General features: G+C 67.2%; 20 protein-coding genes and 2 tRNA genes. 14 read left to right on the forward strand and 8 right to left on the reverse strand.

What is annotated here, in order from left to right:
• Window positions 1–70: 70 nt before the first annotated feature.
• Window positions 71–496: a hypothetical protein gene (locus tag AX769_RS09825; protein WP_066278676.1), complete on the forward strand. Its 426-nt coding sequence runs from the start codon at window positions 71–73 to the stop codon at window positions 494–496.
• A gap of 74 nt (window positions 497–570) precedes the next feature.
• On the opposite strand, the gene AX769_RS09830 is transcribed toward AX769_RS09825, so the two are convergent.
• The gene (locus tag AX769_RS09830; protein ID WP_239452000.1) at window positions 571–1,200 is read right to left on the reverse strand and encodes a cysteine hydrolase family protein; all 630 of its coding nucleotides are present in this window, start codon (window positions 1,198–1,200) and stop codon (window positions 571–573) included.
• Window positions 1,197–2,678 (reverse strand): cytosine permease, encoded by a 1,482-nt coding sequence (locus AX769_RS09835; protein WP_066278680.1) that lies wholly within the window; start codon window positions 2,676–2,678, stop codon window positions 1,197–1,199. Before AX769_RS09835 ends, AX769_RS09830 begins: the two co-directional genes overlap by 4 nt.
• Window positions 2,679–2,732: 54 nt before the next feature.
• Between AX769_RS09835 and AX769_RS09840 the strand changes: the two genes are divergently transcribed.
• The 6 genes from AX769_RS09840 to AX769_RS09865 all read left to right on the forward strand — a co-directional run bounded on the left by AX769_RS09840 (window position 2,733) and on the right by AX769_RS09865 (window position 8,468).
• Window positions 2,733–3,377, forward strand: coding sequence for a DsbA family protein (locus tag AX769_RS09840; RefSeq protein WP_066278684.1), 645 nt, complete (start codon window positions 2,733–2,735; stop codon window positions 3,375–3,377).
• Window positions 3,378–3,413: 36 nt separating this feature from the next.
• A complete protein-coding gene (locus AX769_RS09845) occupies window positions 3,414–3,899 on the forward strand; it encodes a ribose-5-phosphate isomerase (protein WP_066278686.1) in 486 nt (161 codons plus the stop codon).
• Window positions 3,900–3,934: 35 nt separating this feature from the next.
• Window positions 3,935–4,975: an Fpg/Nei family DNA glycosylase gene (locus AX769_RS09850; RefSeq protein ID WP_066278689.1), complete on the forward strand. Its 1,041-nt coding sequence runs from the start codon at window positions 3,935–3,937 to the stop codon at window positions 4,973–4,975.
• 4 nt (window positions 4,976–4,979) lie between these two features.
• Window positions 4,980–5,597 (forward strand): FMN-binding negative transcriptional regulator, encoded by a 618-nt coding sequence (locus AX769_RS09855; RefSeq protein WP_066278691.1) that lies wholly within the window; start codon window positions 4,980–4,982, stop codon window positions 5,595–5,597.
• Window positions 5,594–7,105 carry an amidohydrolase gene (locus AX769_RS09860; RefSeq protein WP_066278694.1) on the forward strand — a complete coding sequence of 504 codons (1,512 nt, stop codon included), beginning with the start codon at window positions 5,594–5,596 and terminating at the stop codon, window positions 7,103–7,105. The genes AX769_RS09855 and AX769_RS09860 overlap by 4 nt, the downstream gene beginning before the upstream one ends.
• A 91-nt stretch (window positions 7,106–7,196) precedes the next feature.
• On the forward strand, window positions 7,197–8,468 hold the full coding sequence (locus tag AX769_RS09865; protein ID WP_066278697.1) for an acyltransferase: 1,272 nt from the start codon (window positions 7,197–7,199) through the stop codon (window positions 8,466–8,468).
• Between the two features lie 23 nt (window positions 8,469–8,491).
• Here AX769_RS09865 and AX769_RS09870 read toward each other — a convergent pair whose 3' ends face one another.
• Entirely contained in the window at window positions 8,492–8,764 is a 273-nt protein-coding gene (locus tag AX769_RS09870) for a hypothetical protein (RefSeq protein WP_066278700.1), read from the reverse strand.
• 9 nt (window positions 8,765–8,773) lie between these two features.
• Complete coding sequence (locus AX769_RS09875; RefSeq protein WP_066278702.1) at window positions 8,774–9,955, reverse strand: low temperature requirement protein A; 1,182 nt, start codon at window positions 9,953–9,955, stop codon at window positions 8,774–8,776.
• 73 nt (window positions 9,956–10,028) lie between these two features.
• Between AX769_RS09875 and AX769_RS09880 the strand changes: the two genes are divergently transcribed.
• Both AX769_RS09880 and AX769_RS09885 read left to right on the forward strand, forming a co-directional pair.
• The gene (locus tag AX769_RS09880; RefSeq protein WP_157887548.1) at window positions 10,029–10,775 is read left to right on the forward strand and encodes an SGNH/GDSL hydrolase family protein; all 747 of its coding nucleotides are present in this window, start codon (window positions 10,029–10,031) and stop codon (window positions 10,773–10,775) included.
• Window positions 10,776–10,880: 105 nt separating this feature from the next.
• A complete protein-coding gene (locus tag AX769_RS09885) occupies window positions 10,881–11,372 on the forward strand; it encodes a Dps family protein (protein WP_066278708.1) in 492 nt (163 codons plus the stop codon).
• Between the two features lie 43 nt (window positions 11,373–11,415).
• Here the strand turns inward: AX769_RS09885 and AX769_RS09890 are convergent, their stop codons facing one another.
• Together AX769_RS09890 and AX769_RS09895 are read right to left on the reverse strand one after the other, a co-directional pair.
• Window positions 11,416–11,661, reverse strand: coding sequence for a hypothetical protein (locus AX769_RS09890; RefSeq protein ID WP_066278710.1), 246 nt, complete (start codon window positions 11,659–11,661; stop codon window positions 11,416–11,418).
• Window positions 11,661–12,140 (reverse strand): hypothetical protein, encoded by a 480-nt coding sequence (locus AX769_RS09895; protein WP_157887549.1) that lies wholly within the window; start codon window positions 12,138–12,140, stop codon window positions 11,661–11,663. The genes AX769_RS09890 and AX769_RS09895 overlap by 1 nt, the downstream gene beginning before the upstream one ends.
• A 963-nt stretch (window positions 12,141–13,103) precedes the next feature.
• On the opposite strand from AX769_RS09895, the gene AX769_RS09900 reads away from it, so the two are divergent.
• The 3 genes from AX769_RS09900 (at window position 13,104) to AX769_RS25700 (ending at window position 14,525) form a co-directional block, all read left to right on the forward strand.
• A complete protein-coding gene (locus AX769_RS09900) occupies window positions 13,104–13,442 on the forward strand; it encodes a hypothetical protein (RefSeq protein ID WP_157887550.1) in 339 nt (112 codons plus the stop codon).
• A gap of 478 nt (window positions 13,443–13,920) precedes the next feature.
• Window positions 13,921–14,148, forward strand: a complete 228-nt coding sequence (locus AX769_RS25990) for a hypothetical protein (protein WP_369824096.1) — start codon at window positions 13,921–13,923, stop codon at window positions 14,146–14,148.
• Window positions 14,136–14,525 carry a tyrosine-type recombinase/integrase gene (locus AX769_RS25700; protein WP_066278725.1) on the forward strand — a complete coding sequence of 130 codons (390 nt, stop codon included), beginning with the start codon at window positions 14,136–14,138 and terminating at the stop codon, window positions 14,523–14,525. Before AX769_RS25990 ends, AX769_RS25700 begins: the two co-directional genes overlap by 13 nt.
• Before the next feature lie 3 nt (window positions 14,526–14,528).
• On the opposite strand, the gene AX769_RS23875 is transcribed toward AX769_RS25700, so the two are convergent.
• The gene (locus AX769_RS23875) at window positions 14,529–14,675 is read right to left on the reverse strand and encodes a hypothetical protein (protein WP_157887552.1); all 147 of its coding nucleotides are present in this window, start codon (window positions 14,673–14,675) and stop codon (window positions 14,529–14,531) included.
• A gap of 211 nt (window positions 14,676–14,886) precedes the next feature.
• Window positions 14,887–14,957 (reverse strand) — tRNA-Gly (locus AX769_RS09915).
• 173 nt (window positions 14,958–15,130) lie between these two features.
• Here AX769_RS09915 and AX769_RS09920 point away from each other — a divergent pair.
• Both AX769_RS09920 and tig read left to right on the forward strand, forming a co-directional pair.
• A tRNA-Pro gene (locus AX769_RS09920) sits at window positions 15,131–15,203 on the forward strand.
• 45 nt (window positions 15,204–15,248) lie between these two features.
• On the forward strand, window positions 15,249–16,604 hold the full coding sequence (tig, locus tag AX769_RS09925) for a trigger factor (protein WP_066278727.1): 1,356 nt from the start codon (window positions 15,249–15,251) through the stop codon (window positions 16,602–16,604).
• Window positions 16,605–16,661: the final 57 nt, after the last annotated feature.

Raw genomic sequence — 16,661 nt, forward strand, 5'->3', positions numbered from 1 at the left:
AACACTACCGGCGCGTGTAGCCCTCGCTCGGGTTATCCCCAGGCCCGCGGCTCACTCGTAGGCTGATGTCGTGACGTACCAGCCGCACGAGCTCCGGCTCGAGCTCATCACCACATGGGAGGCGTACCTCGGAGGTCGGCTGTCTCGGGCCGCAGCTCGGGATTACATCGACGAGCGCCTCGCCTTCTACGGCCCGGAGGAACTGGTCCACGACGGGCTCCAGCTGCTCAACGACGCCGTGAACGCGGGCGACCACGCGTCCGCGGAGGGCAAGGAGCGCGCCGCGGTCTGGTACGCCGCATGGAGTCGCGAGTGCGAGATACACGATGCCGATCCGGTCGCCTGGAGGCGCCGGTGGGCGATCGCGTATCTGAAGCGTCTCCTGCCGAAGATCCGGCCCGCGTCGAGACCGAAGGCGATCGCGGCGTTCCGTGAAGACCTCACGGATGCAGACGTTGAATCCTTATCGATAGTTGCAACGTCAAGTGAGGCATGAGTCCGAACGCGAGCAAAATGCCCGAACTAGTCACGGCGCTTTGCGGAAGAACGGGCTCATAGCCTCAGGCGCCACTACAGGGCGGCGAGCACCTCGTCGACGGTGGTGACCTCGACGAGCGGCGCGTAGAGCGCCATCATGTCGAGGGCGCGCTGGTGGTCGAGGTCGCTCAGCCCGGCGCAGGCGTCGGCGACGACCCGCACTCGGACGCCGGCGTCGGCGGCGGCCAGCGCCGTCGAGAGCACGCAGCAGTCGGTCGAGACGCCGGTCAGCACGATGTCCGTCGGCGCGCCGAGGGCGGAAGACGTGGCGGCGTCCCACTTGCCGAACGTCTCGCGCGTGATGACGGTCGCGTCGCCGGCCGGCGACGCGACGGAAAACTCCGGCATCAGCTCGTACAGCGGATCCGACTCGGGCACCAGCGCGAACGGCCAGTCCTGGTAGTAGGGGATCCACGCGCCCGAGGGCTCGGCCGGGGCCACGAAGCGAGTCAGGGCGACGCGTGAGCCGAACGCAGGACGCAAGCGCGTGGATCCTGCGCTCGCCGTCTCGTAGTCGGGGGTGAACCACTCGCTGCAGGGCTCGCCGAAGATGCGCTGCATGTCGACGACCACGAGCCACGGCGGCGTCGCGAACGACAGCGGCGCGGGCGCACGTGCGGGCGCGGGCGCAGGCGCGGGTGCAGGCTCGCCAGGTTCCGTCACACGATGTCCCGGTCGAGCTGCAGCACGCCCTCCTGCTGCCGGATGACGGGCCGCATGAACAGGATCGTGCCCAGGTAGCCGATCAGCAGTGCCGCCAGCACACCGAGGTTCGCGCCGCCCCACTGCGCCTTCAGGCCGAAGAGGAAGTAGCCCTGCCAGCCGAGCCACGACGCGTAGCCGTTCTCGACCAGACCCCAGCCGATGATGGTGCCGAGCACGATGAGGCCGATCGTCACCCACTGGACGCTGCCGTACCGCCCGCTCTTGTCGAACAGGTCGGCGGTTGCATAATCTTTGCGACGCAATTGAACGTCGGCCAGGAAGATCCCCGCCCACGCCGCGATCGGCACGCCGAGCGTGATCAGGAAGCCCTGGAACGGCACGACGAACGAGGTCGCGAAGAAGGCGACGTAGATCGTTCCCGCGATCATGACGACGCCGTCGACCGATGCGGCCGCGTAGCGGGGGATCTTGAGGCCGGCGTTCAGCAGCGAGAAGCCCGACGAGTAGATGTTCATCACCGACCCACCGACGAGGCCCAGGATCGCGACGAGGGCGAACGGGATCAGGAACCACGTCGGCACGAGGGTCGCCAGCGCACCGATGGGGTCGTCGTTGATGGCCGCGAAGAGCGACTTCGACGAGCCGGCCAGCAGCAGGCCGAAGACCAGCAGGATCACGGGGGCGATCGACGACCCGAAGGTGGTCCACCAGATCACGCCACCACTCGACGACTTGCGCGGAAGGTACCGCGAGTAGTCGGCAGCCGCATTGACCCAGCCGAGGCCGAAGCCCGTCATCATGAAGACGAAGCCGCCGATCACCGCGGGCAGAGCGCCGCTCGGCAGAGCCATGACGGCGTGGAAGTCGATGCGGTGGAAGGTCAGGACGATATAGACGACGGTCAGCACGCCGGTGGCGACAGTGATCCATTTCTGCAGCCGCATCAGGAAGTCGAAGCCGAGGATGCCGCCGAAGACGACGAGCGCAGCCACGACGATCAGGGCGATGACCTTCGTCACGTCGCCGCCGCCCGCGCCGAGCTTCTCGAACACCGTCGCGGTCGCCAGGACGGCGAGCGAGGTCAGCGCGGTCTCCCACCCGACGGTGAGCACCCACGAGATGATCGACGGCACCTTGTTGCCGTTCACCCCGAACGCCGCCCGGCCGAGAGTCATCGTCGGTGCGTTGCCCCGCTTGCCGGCCAGCGCGATGAAGCCGCAGAACAAGAACGAGATGACGATTCCGAGTGCGCCGACGATCACGGCCTGCCAGAACGAGACCCCGAAGAAGAGCAGGTAGGCCCCGTACCCGATGCCCAGCACCGACACGTTCGCTGCGAACCACGGCCAGAACAGCTGCCGGGGCGAGCCCTTGCGCTCGCTCTCATCGATGGCGTTGACACCGTTGGCCTCGATGCCGCGGGGGACGGAGCCCTCCGCGACGGCGGTGGGCTCGTACGGAGCTTGGGTCGACATGTGATCTTCTCTCGGGAGGGGCGCGGGGAAGCCTGCGGGTTCTAGGCTCAACCCATGACCGACACACTAACTTCCGACGACGTTGCAGGTTCGTCGAGCACCGCGACAGCCGTCGAATTCTGGTTCGACCCGTCGTGCCCGTGGGCGTGGATGACGAGCCGCTGGATGGACGAGGTGGCGAAGCTGCGCAACCTCGACGTGACCTTCCATGTGATGAGCCTCGGGCTGCTGAACGAAGGCCGCGAAGGCTTCGATCCTGCTGTCCTGACCATGCTCATCCGCTACACCCGCCTCGTCACGGCCGCCAGCGAGCTGCACGGCCAGGAGATCGTCAAGCCGCTCTACGACGCGCTCGGCACCCGCATCCACGTCGAGGGCCAGAAGGACGACCAGGACGGCGTCATCGCCGCGTCCCTCGCGGAGGTGGGCCTCCCCGCCGACTTCGCCAAGTACGCCGACAGTGACGAGTTCGACGCCCAGATGCGCGCCAGCCACGAAGACGGCATCAACCGCGTGGGGCAGGATGTCGGCACCCCCGTCATCGCGGTCAACGGCACGGCGTTCTTCGGCCCCGTCATCAGCCCGGCGCCGAAGGGCGAGACGGCTGCGACCCTCTGGGACGGCGTTGTCGCCGCGGCGTCGTACGACGGCTTCTTCGAGCTGAAGCGCTCTCGCACAAGAGGCCCGATCTTCGATTGAGCGTCTGAGAGAGGCGACAGCAATAGGATTTGAGGCATGCGGATCCACGTTGCCACCGACCATGCCGGCCTCGAGTTTGCCCAGACCCTGATCAAGCACCTCGAGGCCCAGGGGCACGAGGTCACCGACCACGGACCCCAGACGTACGAGCCGCTCGACGACTACCCGTCGTTCTGCATCTCGGCCGCCCGCGCGGTCATCGCCGACCAGAAGGCTGGCCTCGAGTCCCTCGGCGTGGTCTTCGGCGGATCGGGCAACGGCGAGCAGATCGCCGCCAACGAGGTCGAGGGCATCCGCGCCGCCCTCGCCTGGAGCACCGCCACAGCCCAGCTCGCCCGACAGCACAACGACGCCAACGTCGTCGCGATCGGCGCCCGCCAGCACACCGAAGACGAGGCGATCGCCCTCATCGACGAATTCATCAAGACGCCGTTCTCGTTCGAAGAGCGCCACGAGCGCAGGATCGCGCAGCTGGCCGAGTACGAGCAGACCGGCGAGATCAAGGGCCATCCCTTCACCTGAGTTCGCATGTCGGTGACCCGGGGTAGCGTGATCGCGTGCCTGAAGGTCATTCCGTCCACCGCATCGCCAACCAGTTCGAGGCGAGCTTCGTCGGCAAGCGCGTCGCCGTCTCCTCCCCGCAGGGTCGCTTCGCGCCCGGCGCTAAGAAGCTCGACGGCGCCACCATGATCGACGCCAAGGCCGTCGGCAAGCAGATGTTCCTGCAGTTCGACAACGGCCTCTACCTGACCGTGCACCTCGGCCTCTACGGCTCGTGGGATTTCGCCGGCGACTTCTCGCTCGACCCCACCACGAAGAGCGCCAACGGCCGGATGGGCCAGACGAACATGCGCGGCACCGACGAGCACGTCGAAGACGACGCTGGCGAAGACTCCTGGAAGAGCATCGGCGCTCCCCGCAAAGCCCGGAAGACCCAGCCCGCCATGGTCCGCATCGGCAAACCCGTGAGCGCCGCGCGCATGCGCATGGCCGAGCAGGAGAAACGCGAAGACGACGTCGACCTGGAGGCGTTCCCGCCCGATCCTGTGGGCGCCGTTCGCGTGCGCATCCTGGCCGAGACCGTCGTCGCCGACCTGCGCGGCCCGACCAAGTGCGAGGTGCAGACCGCCGACGAGGTCGATGCCACGATCGCGAGGCTGGGCCCCGACCCCCTGGTCGACTCGCCCAAGAAGGGCGCCGACCGGTTCTTCGAGCGCGTGCACAAGACCAAGACCGTGATCGGCCTGCTGTTGATGGACCAGTCGGTCGTCAGCGGCATCGGCAACGTGTATCGCGCCGAGCTTCTCTTCCGCGCCAAGCTCAACCCGTACACCCCCGGCAACGAGGTGCCCGAAGAGACGGTTCGCGCGATCTACAAAGACTGGTCGAAGCTGCTGAGGAGCGGCGTCAAGCTCGGCCAGATGATGACGATGGAGGGCCTCTCGAAGAAGGCCTACGCCGCGGCGCTCACGAGCCGCGACGACCGCCACTGGGTCTACCACCGCGAGGGCCTGCCCTGCCGGGTCTGCGGCACCAACATCCTGATGGAAGAAGCCGCCGGCCGAAAGCTGTATTGGTGCCCCGTCTGTCAGGCTTAGCTTTATGCGCTACACACCGCACTTCCTCCTCGAAGACGCAGCCGAGGTCAAACGCCTCATCCGCGAGAATCCGTGGGCCACGATCGTCTCGAACACCGCAGCCGGCCTCGTCGCGTCGCACTACCCGGTGATCCTCGAAGACACCGCAGACGACGTCATCTCGATCGTCAGCCACGTCGGCCGCCCCGACGAGCAGCTGCACGAGCTGGGCCAGCACGAGACGCTCGTGATCGTCCAGGGCCCGCACGGCTACATCTCGCCCAACTGGTACCCCGAGGGTCAGATCATCCCGACTTGGAACCACGTCACCGCGCACCTCTACGGCACCCCCGAGATCCTCTCCGACGACGAGAACTTCCGGGTGCTCGGCGAGCTCGTCGACCACTTCGAGCAGCGCATGCCCGAACCGGTCTCGCTCCAGCTCGACGACGCAGGAGCTCGGGGCGTGGCACGAGGCACCGTCGGCATCAGGATGCGGGTCGCCCGCTTCGACGCCCGCCTGAAGCTCAGCCAGAACAAAGGCCCCGAGGTGGTCGACCGCATCATCGACGCCCTCGAGAGCGGCGACGTCTACAGCAACCCGGCCCTCGCCGAGGAGATGAAGCGGGTCCACCCGCGATGAGCGGGGCCCCGCAGCCGTCGCTGCTGCTGCGCAACGCCCGGCTCGTGGGTCGCGACGGCCAGCCGACCGACATCCTGCTCGAAGACGGCCTCGTCTCGGCCCTCGCGCAGGGCATCGCTCCGGGCCCGGCCCAGGTGGTCGACCTCGACGGCCGTTTCGTCGCCCCGGGCCTCTGGGACAACCACGTGCACATGGAGCAGTGGGCACTCGTCCGCCAGCGCCTCGACGTCTCGTCGGCCGGCTCGGCCCGCGAGGCTGCCGATCTGGTGGCGCGCAGGATCCGCGAGGGCCGCCCCGCAGACCGCGACCTGTTGGTCGGCTACGGCTTCCGCGACGCCCTGTGGCCCGATGCCCCCGACCTCGTCCTCCTGGACGCGGCCGGTGCTGCCCTGGGCGAGGCCGTGCCCGTCGCCCTCGTCAGCGCCGATCTGCACGCCGTCTGGCTGAACTCGGCGGGGCTGGCGCTGATCGGCCTGCCGCCCGAGGCCTCCCCGACGGGGCTCCTGCGCGAACAGGCGGCGTTCGACGCGAGCACTGCGATCACGGCCGTCGACAGCACACGCATGGACGACTGGGTCGCGGATGCCGCGAAGGCCGCCGCCACGAGGGGAGTCGTCGGCGTCGTCGACCTCGAGATGACGCTCTCGCTCGGCGCCTGGACGACCCGCGTCGGAGACGGCATCGACCAGCTGCGGGTGCGCTGCGGGGTCTACCCGAGCGACCTCGACATCGTGATCGCCAGAGGCCTCCGCACCGGCGACATCCTGCCGGGCACGGATGGGCTCGTCGAGATGGGCCCGTTCAAGGTGATCACCGACGGGTCGCTCAACACACGGACTGCGTACTGTCACGATCCGTATCCGATGGTCGACGGCCGCGCCGGGGGCGTCGGGCTGCCGACTTTCACGCTCGACGAACTCGTCGCCCTGATGTCGCGCGCGAGCGGTGCCGGTCTCGTGCCCGCCGTGCACGCCATCGGAGACCACGCGAACACCCTCGCTCTCGACGCCTACGAGCGGGTCGGCTGCAGGGGCACGATCGAGCACGCGCAGCTGCTGCGCTGGGCCGACGTCGCCCGGTTCGCTCGCCTCGGCGTGACGGCCAGCGTCCAGCCTGAGCACGCCATGGACGACCGCGACATCGCCGAGGTCTACTGGCCCGGCCGGACGGATCGTGCCTTCGCGCTCGAGACCCTCGAAGCTGCCGGGGTGGCGCTGAGGCTCGGCTCGGACGCCCCCGTCGCGCCCCTCGACCCGTGGGTGGCGATCTCAGCGGCGGTGACGCGGTCTCGTGACGGGCGGGAGCCGTGGCATCCTGCGCAGCGGGTCTCGGCCGCGGTGGCGCTCGCCGCCTCCACCGACGGCCGCTCGTCCGTCGCCGTGGGCAGTGTCGCCGACCTGGCTGTGCTCGTCGCCGACCCGTTGGCGGCCGAGTCGACCGAGGCCCTCCGCGACATGGCGGTCGATGCCACCCTGCTCGGCGGCCGGTTCACGCACAGCGCGCTCTAGCCTTGCGACTGAGAGACCTCGTCCTCCTGGGGGTGCGAGTGGGCACCTCTGGCTGAAGACAACGACCTGCTCGTTATGAAAAATATCAGACATGGTTTCTTCCCGTGTCCATCTCGTCGGCCTCGACGGTCTCCGCGGCCTCGCAGCGGCGTCGGTGCTCTGCTACCACGTGTCGAACGTGCTGTCGCCCGACATTCATCGCCGGGCACCGCTCCTCGTCGATCTGCTTCACCAGGGCCTCACGCTCTTCTTCGTGCTCTCCGGCTTCCTGCTCTTCCTCGGGTTCGCCGAACGGCTCATCGACGGGCGGCCTCTGCCGGGTCTGCGACAGTATGCGTTCTCGCGGATCCTGCGAATCTGGCCGGCCTATCTCGTGATCCTGCTCGTCACCGACGTCGTGTTCGGCCTGTCGTTCGTGCGGCCGAGGGGAGTGGGGCGGCTCTCGGTCGGCGAGCTGGTGATGGACGCGACGCTGCTGCACTCGTACCAGCCGTCGACGCTGCGCACAGGGCTCGAGGTGTCGTGGACTCTGACGGTCGAGCTCACGTTCTATGCCCTTCTGCCGGTGCTGGCCTGGCTCGCAGGCCGGGTCGTGCCGACGCGGAACGCCAGTGCTCCCGAATGGCTCCGCGCTCGCGGAGGGCTGCGCGTTCTCGTGCCGGTCGTCGCGATGGCCGGGATCGGGGCGGCCGGGCACCTCTGGGCCGCCTCGATGAGGCACGTGCCCGGCGGTGCGCGAGGCTGGTCGGCCGACATCCCTTCCGTCGTCAGCCGCAGCCTGCTGATGCAGGCCGACCTCTTTGCTCTGGGCATGATCTCCGCACTGGTGATCATCGCCGCGCGCCGAGGGCAGTGGGGAATGCGCGGATACGTCGTGGCTGAAGCATCGGCCGTGCTCGTCGCGGTCGCGGCACTGACGGTCTTCGTGGGCGATCACCGGGGCACGGTCGTCGCGGATCTCGTCGGGGCCGGGTTCGCAGCGCTCGTCGTCGCGATCCTGCTGCCATCGACTCGCGGCAGCGTCGGGCCGGTCGGGCGCGTGCTCGAGTCGCCGGTGCTGCGCGGTCTCGGCCTCGTGTCGTACAGCCTCTACCTCTGGCACATGCCGGTCGTGCGGGCGATGCAGCACTGGTTCGGGCCTCTCGGCGGCGGGTGGGGCGTGTACCTGCTGCAGACGTGCATCGTGCTCGTCGTCTCGACGGCACTCGCGACGGCCACCTACCTCGCCGTCGAGCGGCCTGCCCTCCGGCTCAAGGCCCGCTTCGCCGGCACTCGGGCGGCTGCCCCAGCCCTCGCGGCGCGAGGTCTTACCTTTTCGGCAGACCCTCACCGCCGGGGCTGCCCGGCTGGGCCGGAAAGGTAAGGATCAGGAGGGGACGGAAGCTGCTAGCGAACGCGGCGCCGCACGAAGGTCAGCGCGAAGACGAGCACGCCGGCCACGAGACACGGCAGCGCGACGGCGAGGATCGGCACCTGCGTGTCCATCAGCATGAGGAAGAGACCCTCGACGATGCCGGCGGCGCCGAGGAGGCGCAGATAACCGCGGGGCCACGTCGGGGCGATGATCGCGAGCCAGACCTCGCGTCGCGCGAGATGCAGGATCCAGGGCTGCACCCGGATCCTGGTCTCGTCGCGTTTCGCCCCCGGCTCGTGTGTCATGAGCGGATGCTACGTCGCCGACCTGCGCCCGCGCCCCGACACCACCACGACGACTGCTGCGACCATCAGAGCGGCCACCACCTGCAGAGAGTGCGGGGCGAACGACGCGAGCGCGAGCGACACGGCGAGAGCGGGCACCACGGTGTTGACGAGGCGCGACGACTGGCGCCGCAGCACCAGGAACCACACGAAGAAGAGGTAGACCGCGCACGGCACGGCGAGCGTCGCCGCGGCCCCGGCGGGGGAGAGGTGCACGTCGCCCGCCTCCTCGTTGAGGGCGATCTCGATCCCCGCCGAAAGGGCGGCCGCCGACGCGAACACCACGTAGTGGCCGTAGCCCCAGCCGAGCGCCGTGCGGATATTCGTCAGAAGGCTGTGCTGAGGGAAGGCGAAGTAGATCCACCAGAAGCACACGATGATCACGAGCGACGACGCCCCGAGCAGCACGAGCTCGGGCAGGTGGCGCGTCGACTGCCCCACCTCGACCACGGCGTCGCTGGAAGCCAGGATCGACTCGCCGAGCACGATGAGCGTGAACAGGCCGTAGCGCTCGGTGATGTGGTGCAGGTGCCACGCGGTGCGGCCCGCCGACTCGGCGGACACCGGCACCAGAAGCTCGAGCACGATGCCGAAGAAGAACGTCGGCACCTTGAGGTCGGCGGGCGCGACGAGCAGCAGCACCCAGTAGCACTGCACGACGATGATGCCGAAGCCGTAGCGCAACGTCGTCCGGCGCGTGGCCGGGTAGCTGTACGCGGCGCGGAACCACTGGAAGGCCATCGGCAGCCGCATGATGATGTAGCCGGTCACCCCGAGCACGTAGCTCGGGTGGTCGATGTTCGTCAAAGCCGGGAGCCCCGCGGCGTAGGTGAGCGCACCGCCCATCTGCACCCCCGTCGCCAGGCGGTACAGCCAGTCGTCCGTGTCGAACGACGTCGCGAACCAGGTGAAGTTCATCCACGCCCACCACAGGCCGAAGAACGCCATGACGTACGCCAGCACCGCTGCCGCGACGTGCCCCTGCTGCATCGAGTGGTGCAGCGACTGCGACGCGAACGAGACGCCGACCACGAAGACGAGGTCGAAGAGCAGTTCGAGCGACGACGCCGCGCGGTGTGGCTCCGACGGGTCGCGCATCGTCATGCGCCGAAGGGCCGAGCGGTGCGCCGTCGTCAGGGTGGGCGTCGTCATGGCTCACACGCTACTGAACAACAGGCGTCAGGATCCTCCGGACGGCGCAGGGGATAATGGTCGGATGCGCCCCGTGAAGACTGCCCTCGTCGGCCTTCTGGCGACAGCCGCACTCGTCGCTCTCGTCGGCTGCTCCAACGCCCAGCCCTCCGAGCCCCGCGCCGAGTCGACGTCGTCGACCACGGCGCCCGACATCAAGGCCCCGACGCCGACGGGCAGCACGGCGGTGACCGATCCGGCGTCCGCCCTCGGGACGGCCTCGGATCCTGTGCGCGTCGCGATCGTCGGCGACTCGTTGACGGCCGGCGGCGCTCGCATCATCCCGCAGGACGGCCTCGACCAGGACACCTGGATGACCTACGCCGAAGGCGACGGCATCAAGTGGGTCGGCGGCTGGGCCATGGGCGGCACGACCACGCAGATCGAGGCCGCGCACGTCACGCCCATCAAAGACGTCGACGTGCTCGTGCTGATGTCGGGCACCAACAACGTGCGCCTGCACATCCCCTTCGCGCAGGCTGCGAAGTATTACGAGCAGATCGTCGACACGATCAAGCCGAAGAAGGTCATCATCGGGGCGATCCCGCCCTACAACCACGACCCCGAGGGCGCCGCCGTCTACGAACGGCAGCTCGAGAAGTTCGTGCGCGTCAAGCACTGGAACTTCACCGACCCGTGGGGCTTCGCCCGCGACGGCCTCGTCTACCAGGCCGGCATCTCGAACGACGGCATCCACCCGACGACGGCCGGCTACAAGATCGTCGGTCGCGAATACCGTGACGCCATCCTGCAGATCGTCTCGTCGACCGAAGCCGGCTGAGCCCAGCCTTGCCTTCGTTAGCCGAGCCTCAGCTTGCTTGCGGAATTCTCTCAGACCTCTAGCGTTGGGTGCACCAAGACCGAAATCGCAAGGGAAAGAGGCTCCATGTCCGACGCCACGCACGTCACCGTCACCCAGAGCTCCGTCGACCCCGACGTCGCAGCCGCAACCGCCCAGTTCCTCACCCCCGTCGTCACGAACCTCACCGCCCTCGCCGTCAACGGCAAGCAGGCGCACTGGCACGTCCGCGGCATCAGCTTCATCGCCGTGCACGAGCTGCTCGACGAGGTCGTCGACCACGCGCAGGAGTACGCCGACCTCGCCGCCGAGCGGATCGTGGCCCTCGGCCTCCCGGTCGACGGCCGCCTCGAGACCGTCGCCGCGACCACGACCAACCCAGCCCTCAAGCCGGGGTTCCAGCAGATCGACGCCACCGTCGCCGGCATCGTCGCGCAGATCGACTCGGCCCGCGCCTCGGTGCAGACCGCGATCGACGAGCTCGGCGAGATCGACGCCTCGTCGCAGGACGTCGCGATCGAGATCGCGCGCGGCCTCGACAAGGACCGCTGGTTCCTGTCGGCGCACGTTTCGCAGTAGTACGCGCCTCGCGCCCGGCGCCTTCGCGCCCGGCCTCGTTCGGTCAGCCTGTCCGGCTCAGGGCCTCCGCGGCCTCGAGGATGCCGACTCCTGGGTGCTCGACCCGGTATCGCTTGATCGCGCGAGGGTCGAGGTCGCCCATCACCTCGGGCACGGGACGCGGGTTGCGCCGTGGCGCCACGAAGAGGACGCTGCACAGTAGGACGGGTACAGCCGCGTACAGCCCGAGCGTCAGGCCGTAGTAGACGGCCCCGCCCGCTCCCGCCATCAGGAGCAGCGCTCGCGCCATCAGAAACAGCCCTTCTTGATGGCGGTGTCACCCACGATCTCAAGTGCCAGCGCGCCGGCCGCGCCGCCGATGGCTCGAATCTTTTCGTAGTTGAACGAGGCGCCCCAGTAGAGCTTGACCACCTTGGCCACTCCGCCGCCCGCAGTGATCAGCTTCTTGATCTTGAGGATCTTCGCGGCTGGAATCGCGGTCGTAGCGATGAGGGTTGCGATGGCTGCGGTGCAGGCGAGGATGCTTCCTCGCGTCTCTTTCAAGCTTTCCGGGTGGTTCTCCTTCGTCCACTGCCGGGTGGCCTCATCGCCGGCGAGGAGAACTGAATCGGGGATCGACTCCAGCAGAGAAAGTGCTGCCGTCATGTCCATGTCGTTCTCGGTCAGCCGGGAGGATGCGGAGATCGAGACGACTGCGTGGGAGGTCGCGGACGCTGCCTGGGCCGTAGTCGGCATCGACAGCGGGACGGTCGCAGCGAGAACGGCCATCGTCGCGATCATGGCGGTGCGGCGGGTGAAACTAATCGTCATGTGAGTTTCTACTCTTTAAGTGAAACATCAGGCTCCTGATGTTGAATTCACAGAGTAGCGACACTCGACAGACTTGTCCACTCGGCTCCTCACGCCCGGCCGACCCGGCCTCCGCACGTCCGATCAGAAGGCTCAGTGAGCAGATCGATGCCACCGTCGCAGGACGTCGCCATCGAGATCGCCCGCGGCCTCGACAGGGACCGCTGGTTCCTCTCGGCGCACGTCTCGCAGTAGCCCCGCTGGCGCTCGCGCTTGCAAAAACGACAACTCCCTGCTGTCTTTCGCAGGGAGTTGTCGTTTTTGCGCTCGCCCGTGCGCTGATGGCGCGTCCCCCTCAGTCAGGAGCTGATGGGAGAAAAATGTCGGGTTGACATCAAGAGTTCTTAATGGGTGAATGAGGCCGGGGCAATGGCTGCCACTTTTCGAGAAGGGCCTTCATCATGCGAATCCGTCGATCTGTTCTCACCGCCATCGTGGCGGGCTCTCTTATCTCGGGAGTCGGGGTGACGCCCGCGCTAGCGGCCTCCCCGTCCGTTTCCGTTGGACACGCAAGTGTCTCCACCTCGAACATCACGGCGGATGTCGGGTCGAGTTCCGCCGAGATCCGTCCCGTCCTCCCTTCCGAGCCAGCCTCCCCATCGACGCCCGTTCCTGAGACGAGAAAAGGGCTCGCAAGTGTGATCGTCGCGGCGATCAAGAGGGTGCCCGGTCTGTTCAGCTCGCTGGGAAAGGCCATCAAGAAGGGCTACTCAGCCTTTAATACGGCCTGGCGCTAGGTTCCCGCGCCCATCCGATTCCTCGCCGGTGACCTCTCCGTCTCGACGCTCTACGACCTCCTCAAGGGATTCTTCTGAGATGCAGGCGGCTTACGTTCGACAGGTCGCTTTTCACCTCCGACAACGCGGGGCCTCTGAGGACCTCGTGAGCGATGAACTCGCGCGTCTTGCGGCTCTGGAGGGTGATCTGGCTACAGCAGACGAGATGCCGCCGCCGGCCGAAGTCGCCAGTGCATTCCCGAAGTCGCGCCAGATGGGGCCGAGTCGCATTCTCATCTGGCTCGCGTGTGCGGTGGTGGCCGTTGGGGTGTGCATTCAGATCGCGGGTCTGGTGATCTTCTCGAGCCATCTTCGCGTGGGGCCCCTGCCTCTCTTCACGGTCGCATTGCCGATCATGATCATCCTGCTCGTGAGCGCGGGTCTCATCGACTACCGGCTGCCGAGGTCGATGCGGACTGCGTATCGGCCGGACAGGCCCGGTTAGCCCGCAGGATCCTGCCCGACTCACCGGCGGTCACCGCCCACCGGCAAACACAGCAACTCCCTGCGTCTTCTCGCAGGGAGTCGCTGTGTTTGCGAGCCGACGGCTGTCAGGCAGGGGACGACGGGTACCGAATCTGCTGGGGCAGTTCGGCGGGGCGGAAGAGGTGGAAGAGCGCCACACGCGCCGGGCGTGATCGGAGGGGTGCGTCAGTTGCTCCGGTTGCGGCCGTTTCGACGGTGCCGGAGGAACCAGAGCGACGTGTAGACACCACCGAGCACCTGCGTGAGTCCTCCAAGGCAGCAAGCCCCGCTGTCGCGACATGCGGTCAGTCTCACACGTCGCCGTCGAGCTCGCGAGGCACGGCCTGGAGCCCGAAATTCGAGGTTGTCGGCGTTGCGGACCCTAATGCTCTTGGGTCGAGTCGCCTAAGGCGGGCAGCGCGGAGAAGTTGGCGCCGGTGTTCCTCACGGCGGCGCAGGTGGAAGCCCTCGCCACCGAGCTCGACGACACCCACCCGCTGGGGCTCCTGGTGCGGTTTGCGGCGCAGACGGGGCTCCGAGCGGCGGAGATTGCTGGGCTCCACATCCGCGACATGAACCTCGCGGCGGGCCACGTGGAGGTCCGCCAAACCTTGAAGCGCATTGCGGGGACTGGACCTACGGCACCCCGAAGTCGAAGCGCTCCACCCGCAACGTGCCCTTGCTGAACCGGGCGACGACCTTGGAGCTCCGCAAGCTCCTCCTGACACACCCGAACTCCGGCGACCCGGACGCGCTTTTCTGGCCGGCCATCGCTCACGGCTCCCACGCGCTGGATTGGACTCGACCCGTCGACGTTGGAGCGGTGCGGAGGTACTTCGTGTCGCCCGCGGTGACGGCGCTGGGCATGTCGGAGATGCGCTTCCACGACTTGCGGCACACGTACGCGTCGATGATGCTCGCCGCTGGGTTCAAGCCTTACGAGGTCAGCCGGTGGATGGGGCACGCCTCCGTCAGCACCACCGACGGCATCTACGCCCACCTGGACCCAAGCGACTACAACGAGCAAATTGCCCGGTTCGAGGCCTACGTCGCGGAGGCGTGATCGTCAATCGACTGCCAGGCGAAGGATTTTCATAGCGATCAGTTCGCGAAGCAGCTCGTTGGTTTTTGCGTCCAACTTGTCTTTCTCGAATGAGATGTAACCGGTGCCGCTGAAGTTACTAGCCAGTTTGATCGATTCCTCTTTGAACATGGCCGCCGTTTTTTTGAAGAGCCTCGGGCAGCTTCATCGACTGCTCAAGAGTGGACTTTGGAAACTCGGCGGGCCTAGGTATCTCCTCGGTGGTTATACGAGAAGTCATCAGTTGTCCTGCTGACATACAGGAACCCCGATGGAGGGGTCTTGGAGGGCGACGCAATTGGATGGTGAGCCTGAATCGGCCTCGATCCGCGTAACTAGTGAGAGGGGATGACGGGAATCGAACCCGCGTGATCAGTTTGGAAGACTGAGGCTCTACCATTGAGCTACATCCCCGCAGCACCGGGCCAGAAGCCCAGTGTGCGGAGTCCAGCATAGGGCATTCTCGCGGCCGCTCAGTTTCGCGGGCCTTGGACGGGCTAGACTTCACGAGGCCATTTCGACCTCGACCTCAACGGGGATGCAGCGATACGGCCGGCACGCCTTTCGAGGCACAGCGCCAGTTCGACCGGGGCGTAGCGTAGTGGCTAGCGCGTCCGTTTTGGGGGCGGAAGATCGCAGGTTCGAGTCCTGTCGCCCCGACTGCAATCGTTCCGAGATCCGTATCGACACAGGAGAAACACCACATTGGTCAAGACCACGGTTGAGCAGCTCAGCCCCACGCGCGTCAAGCTCAACATCGCGGTGAGCCCCGACGACCTCAAGCCCGGCATCACCCACGCCTACGGCCACATCGCCGAGCAGGTGCAGATCCCCGGGTTCCGCAAGGGCAAGGTTCCGCCGCCCATCATCGACCAGCGCGTCGGCCGTGAAGAGGTGCTGAACCACGCAGTCAACGAGAGCATGGACACCTTCTACCGCGCCGCCGTCGAAGAGGTCGAGCTGCGCCCGCTGGGCCGCCCCGAGGCAGACGTCGTCGAGTGGCCGAACGCCAAGGACTTCACCGGCGACCTCCTCCTCGCCATCGAGGTCGACGTGCGCCCCCAGTTCGACCTGCCCGACTACAAGAACCTCGAGCTCACCGTCGACTCGGTCGACATCACCGACGACGAGGTCGACGAAGAGCTGACGAACCTGCGCACGCGCTTCGGCACGCTCATCACCGTCGACCGCCCGGCCAAGACGGGCGACTTCGCTCAGATCGACCTCACCGCCACCATCGGCGACGACGAGGTCGACAACGCCAAGGGCATCTCGTACGAGATCGGCTCGGGCGACCTGATCGAGGGCATCGACGAGGCCCTCGACTCGCTCACCGCGGGTGAGAACACCACGTTCGAGTCGACGCTGCTCGGTGGCGACCGCGAGGGCGAGACCGCTCTCATCGCGGTCACGGTGACCGCCGTCAAAGAGCGCGAGCTGCCCGAGGCCGACGACGACTTCGCTCAGATCGCCAGCCAGTTCGACACCATCGACGAGCTGAAGGCCGACCTCAAAGAGCAGCTCGGCCGCTCGAAGACCTTCGGTCAGGGCGCTCAGGCGCGCGACCAGGTCGTCGAGAAGCTGCTCGAGAAGGTCGAGATCCCCGTCCCCGAGAAGCTCGTCGAAGACGAAGTTCACCGTCACCTCGAGCAAGAGAACCGCCTCGAAGACGACGTGCACCGCGCCGAGGTGAAAGAGAGCAGCGAGGTCGCCTTCCGCAACCAGATCCTCCTCGACGCCATCGCCGAGAAAGAAGAGGTCAAGGTCGAGCAGGACGAGCTCACCCAGTACCTCATCCAGGGCGCCGCTCAGTACGGCATGGAGCCCGGCGAGTTCATCAAGGTGCTCGACCAGAACGGCCAGATCCCGGCCATGGTCGGCGAGGTCGCACGCTCGAAGGCTCTGGCCGTCGTGTTGTCGCAGGCCACGGTGAAAGACGACAAGGGTGCCGACGTCGACATCTCGGCGTTCACCGCTGTCTCCGGCGCTGGTGGTTACGAAGACGGAGAGGACCACACCGGTCACGACCACAGCGACCACGAGGGTCACGACCACGCGTAGCGACACCTGACGCGAGTCCGAGAGGGCAGGATGCCATGGCATCCTGCCCTCTCGTCG

The sequence above is a fragment of the Frondihabitans sp. PAMC 28766 genome, assembly GCF_001577365.1.
Taxonomy (GTDB): Bacteria; Actinomycetota; Actinomycetes; order Actinomycetales; family Microbacteriaceae; genus Frondihabitans.

Bases quoted from the DNA above. Each gene is read 5' to 3' on its own strand.
- AX769_RS09835 (WP_066278680.1), bottom strand. From the start codon at position 2,678: ATGTCGACCCAAGCTCCGTACGAGCCCACCGCCGTCGCGGAGGGCTCC.
- AX769_RS09840 (WP_066278684.1), top strand. From the start codon at position 2,733: ATGACCGACACACTAACTTCCGACGACGTTGCAGGTTCGTCGAGCACC.
- AX769_RS09845 (WP_066278686.1), top strand. From the start codon at position 3,414: ATGCGGATCCACGTTGCCACCGACCATGCCGGCCTCGAGTTTGCCCAG.
- AX769_RS09855 (WP_066278691.1), top strand. From the start codon at position 4,980: ATGCGCTACACACCGCACTTCCTCCTCGAAGACGCAGCCGAGGTCAAA.
- AX769_RS09860 (WP_066278694.1), top strand. From the start codon at position 5,594: ATGAGCGGGGCCCCGCAGCCGTCGCTGCTGCTGCGCAACGCCCGGCTC.
- AX769_RS09865 (WP_066278697.1), top strand. From the start codon at position 7,197: ATGGTTTCTTCCCGTGTCCATCTCGTCGGCCTCGACGGTCTCCGCGGC.
- AX769_RS09870 (WP_066278700.1), bottom strand. From the start codon at position 8,764: ATGACACACGAGCCGGGGGCGAAACGCGACGAGACCAGGATCCGGGTG.
- AX769_RS09875 (WP_066278702.1), bottom strand. From the start codon at position 9,955: ATGACGACGCCCACCCTGACGACGGCGCACCGCTCGGCCCTTCGGCGC.
- AX769_RS09885 (WP_066278708.1), top strand. From the start codon at position 10,881: ATGTCCGACGCCACGCACGTCACCGTCACCCAGAGCTCCGTCGACCCC.
- AX769_RS09890 (WP_066278710.1), bottom strand. From the start codon at position 11,661: ATGGCGCGAGCGCTGCTCCTGATGGCGGGAGCGGGCGGGGCCGTCTAC.
- AX769_RS09895 (WP_157887549.1), bottom strand. From the start codon at position 12,140: ATGGCCGTTCTCGCTGCGACCGTCCCGCTGTCGATGCCGACTACGGCC.
- AX769_RS23875 (WP_157887552.1), bottom strand. From the start codon at position 14,675: ATGTTCAAAGAGGAATCGATCAAACTGGCTAGTAACTTCAGCGGCACC.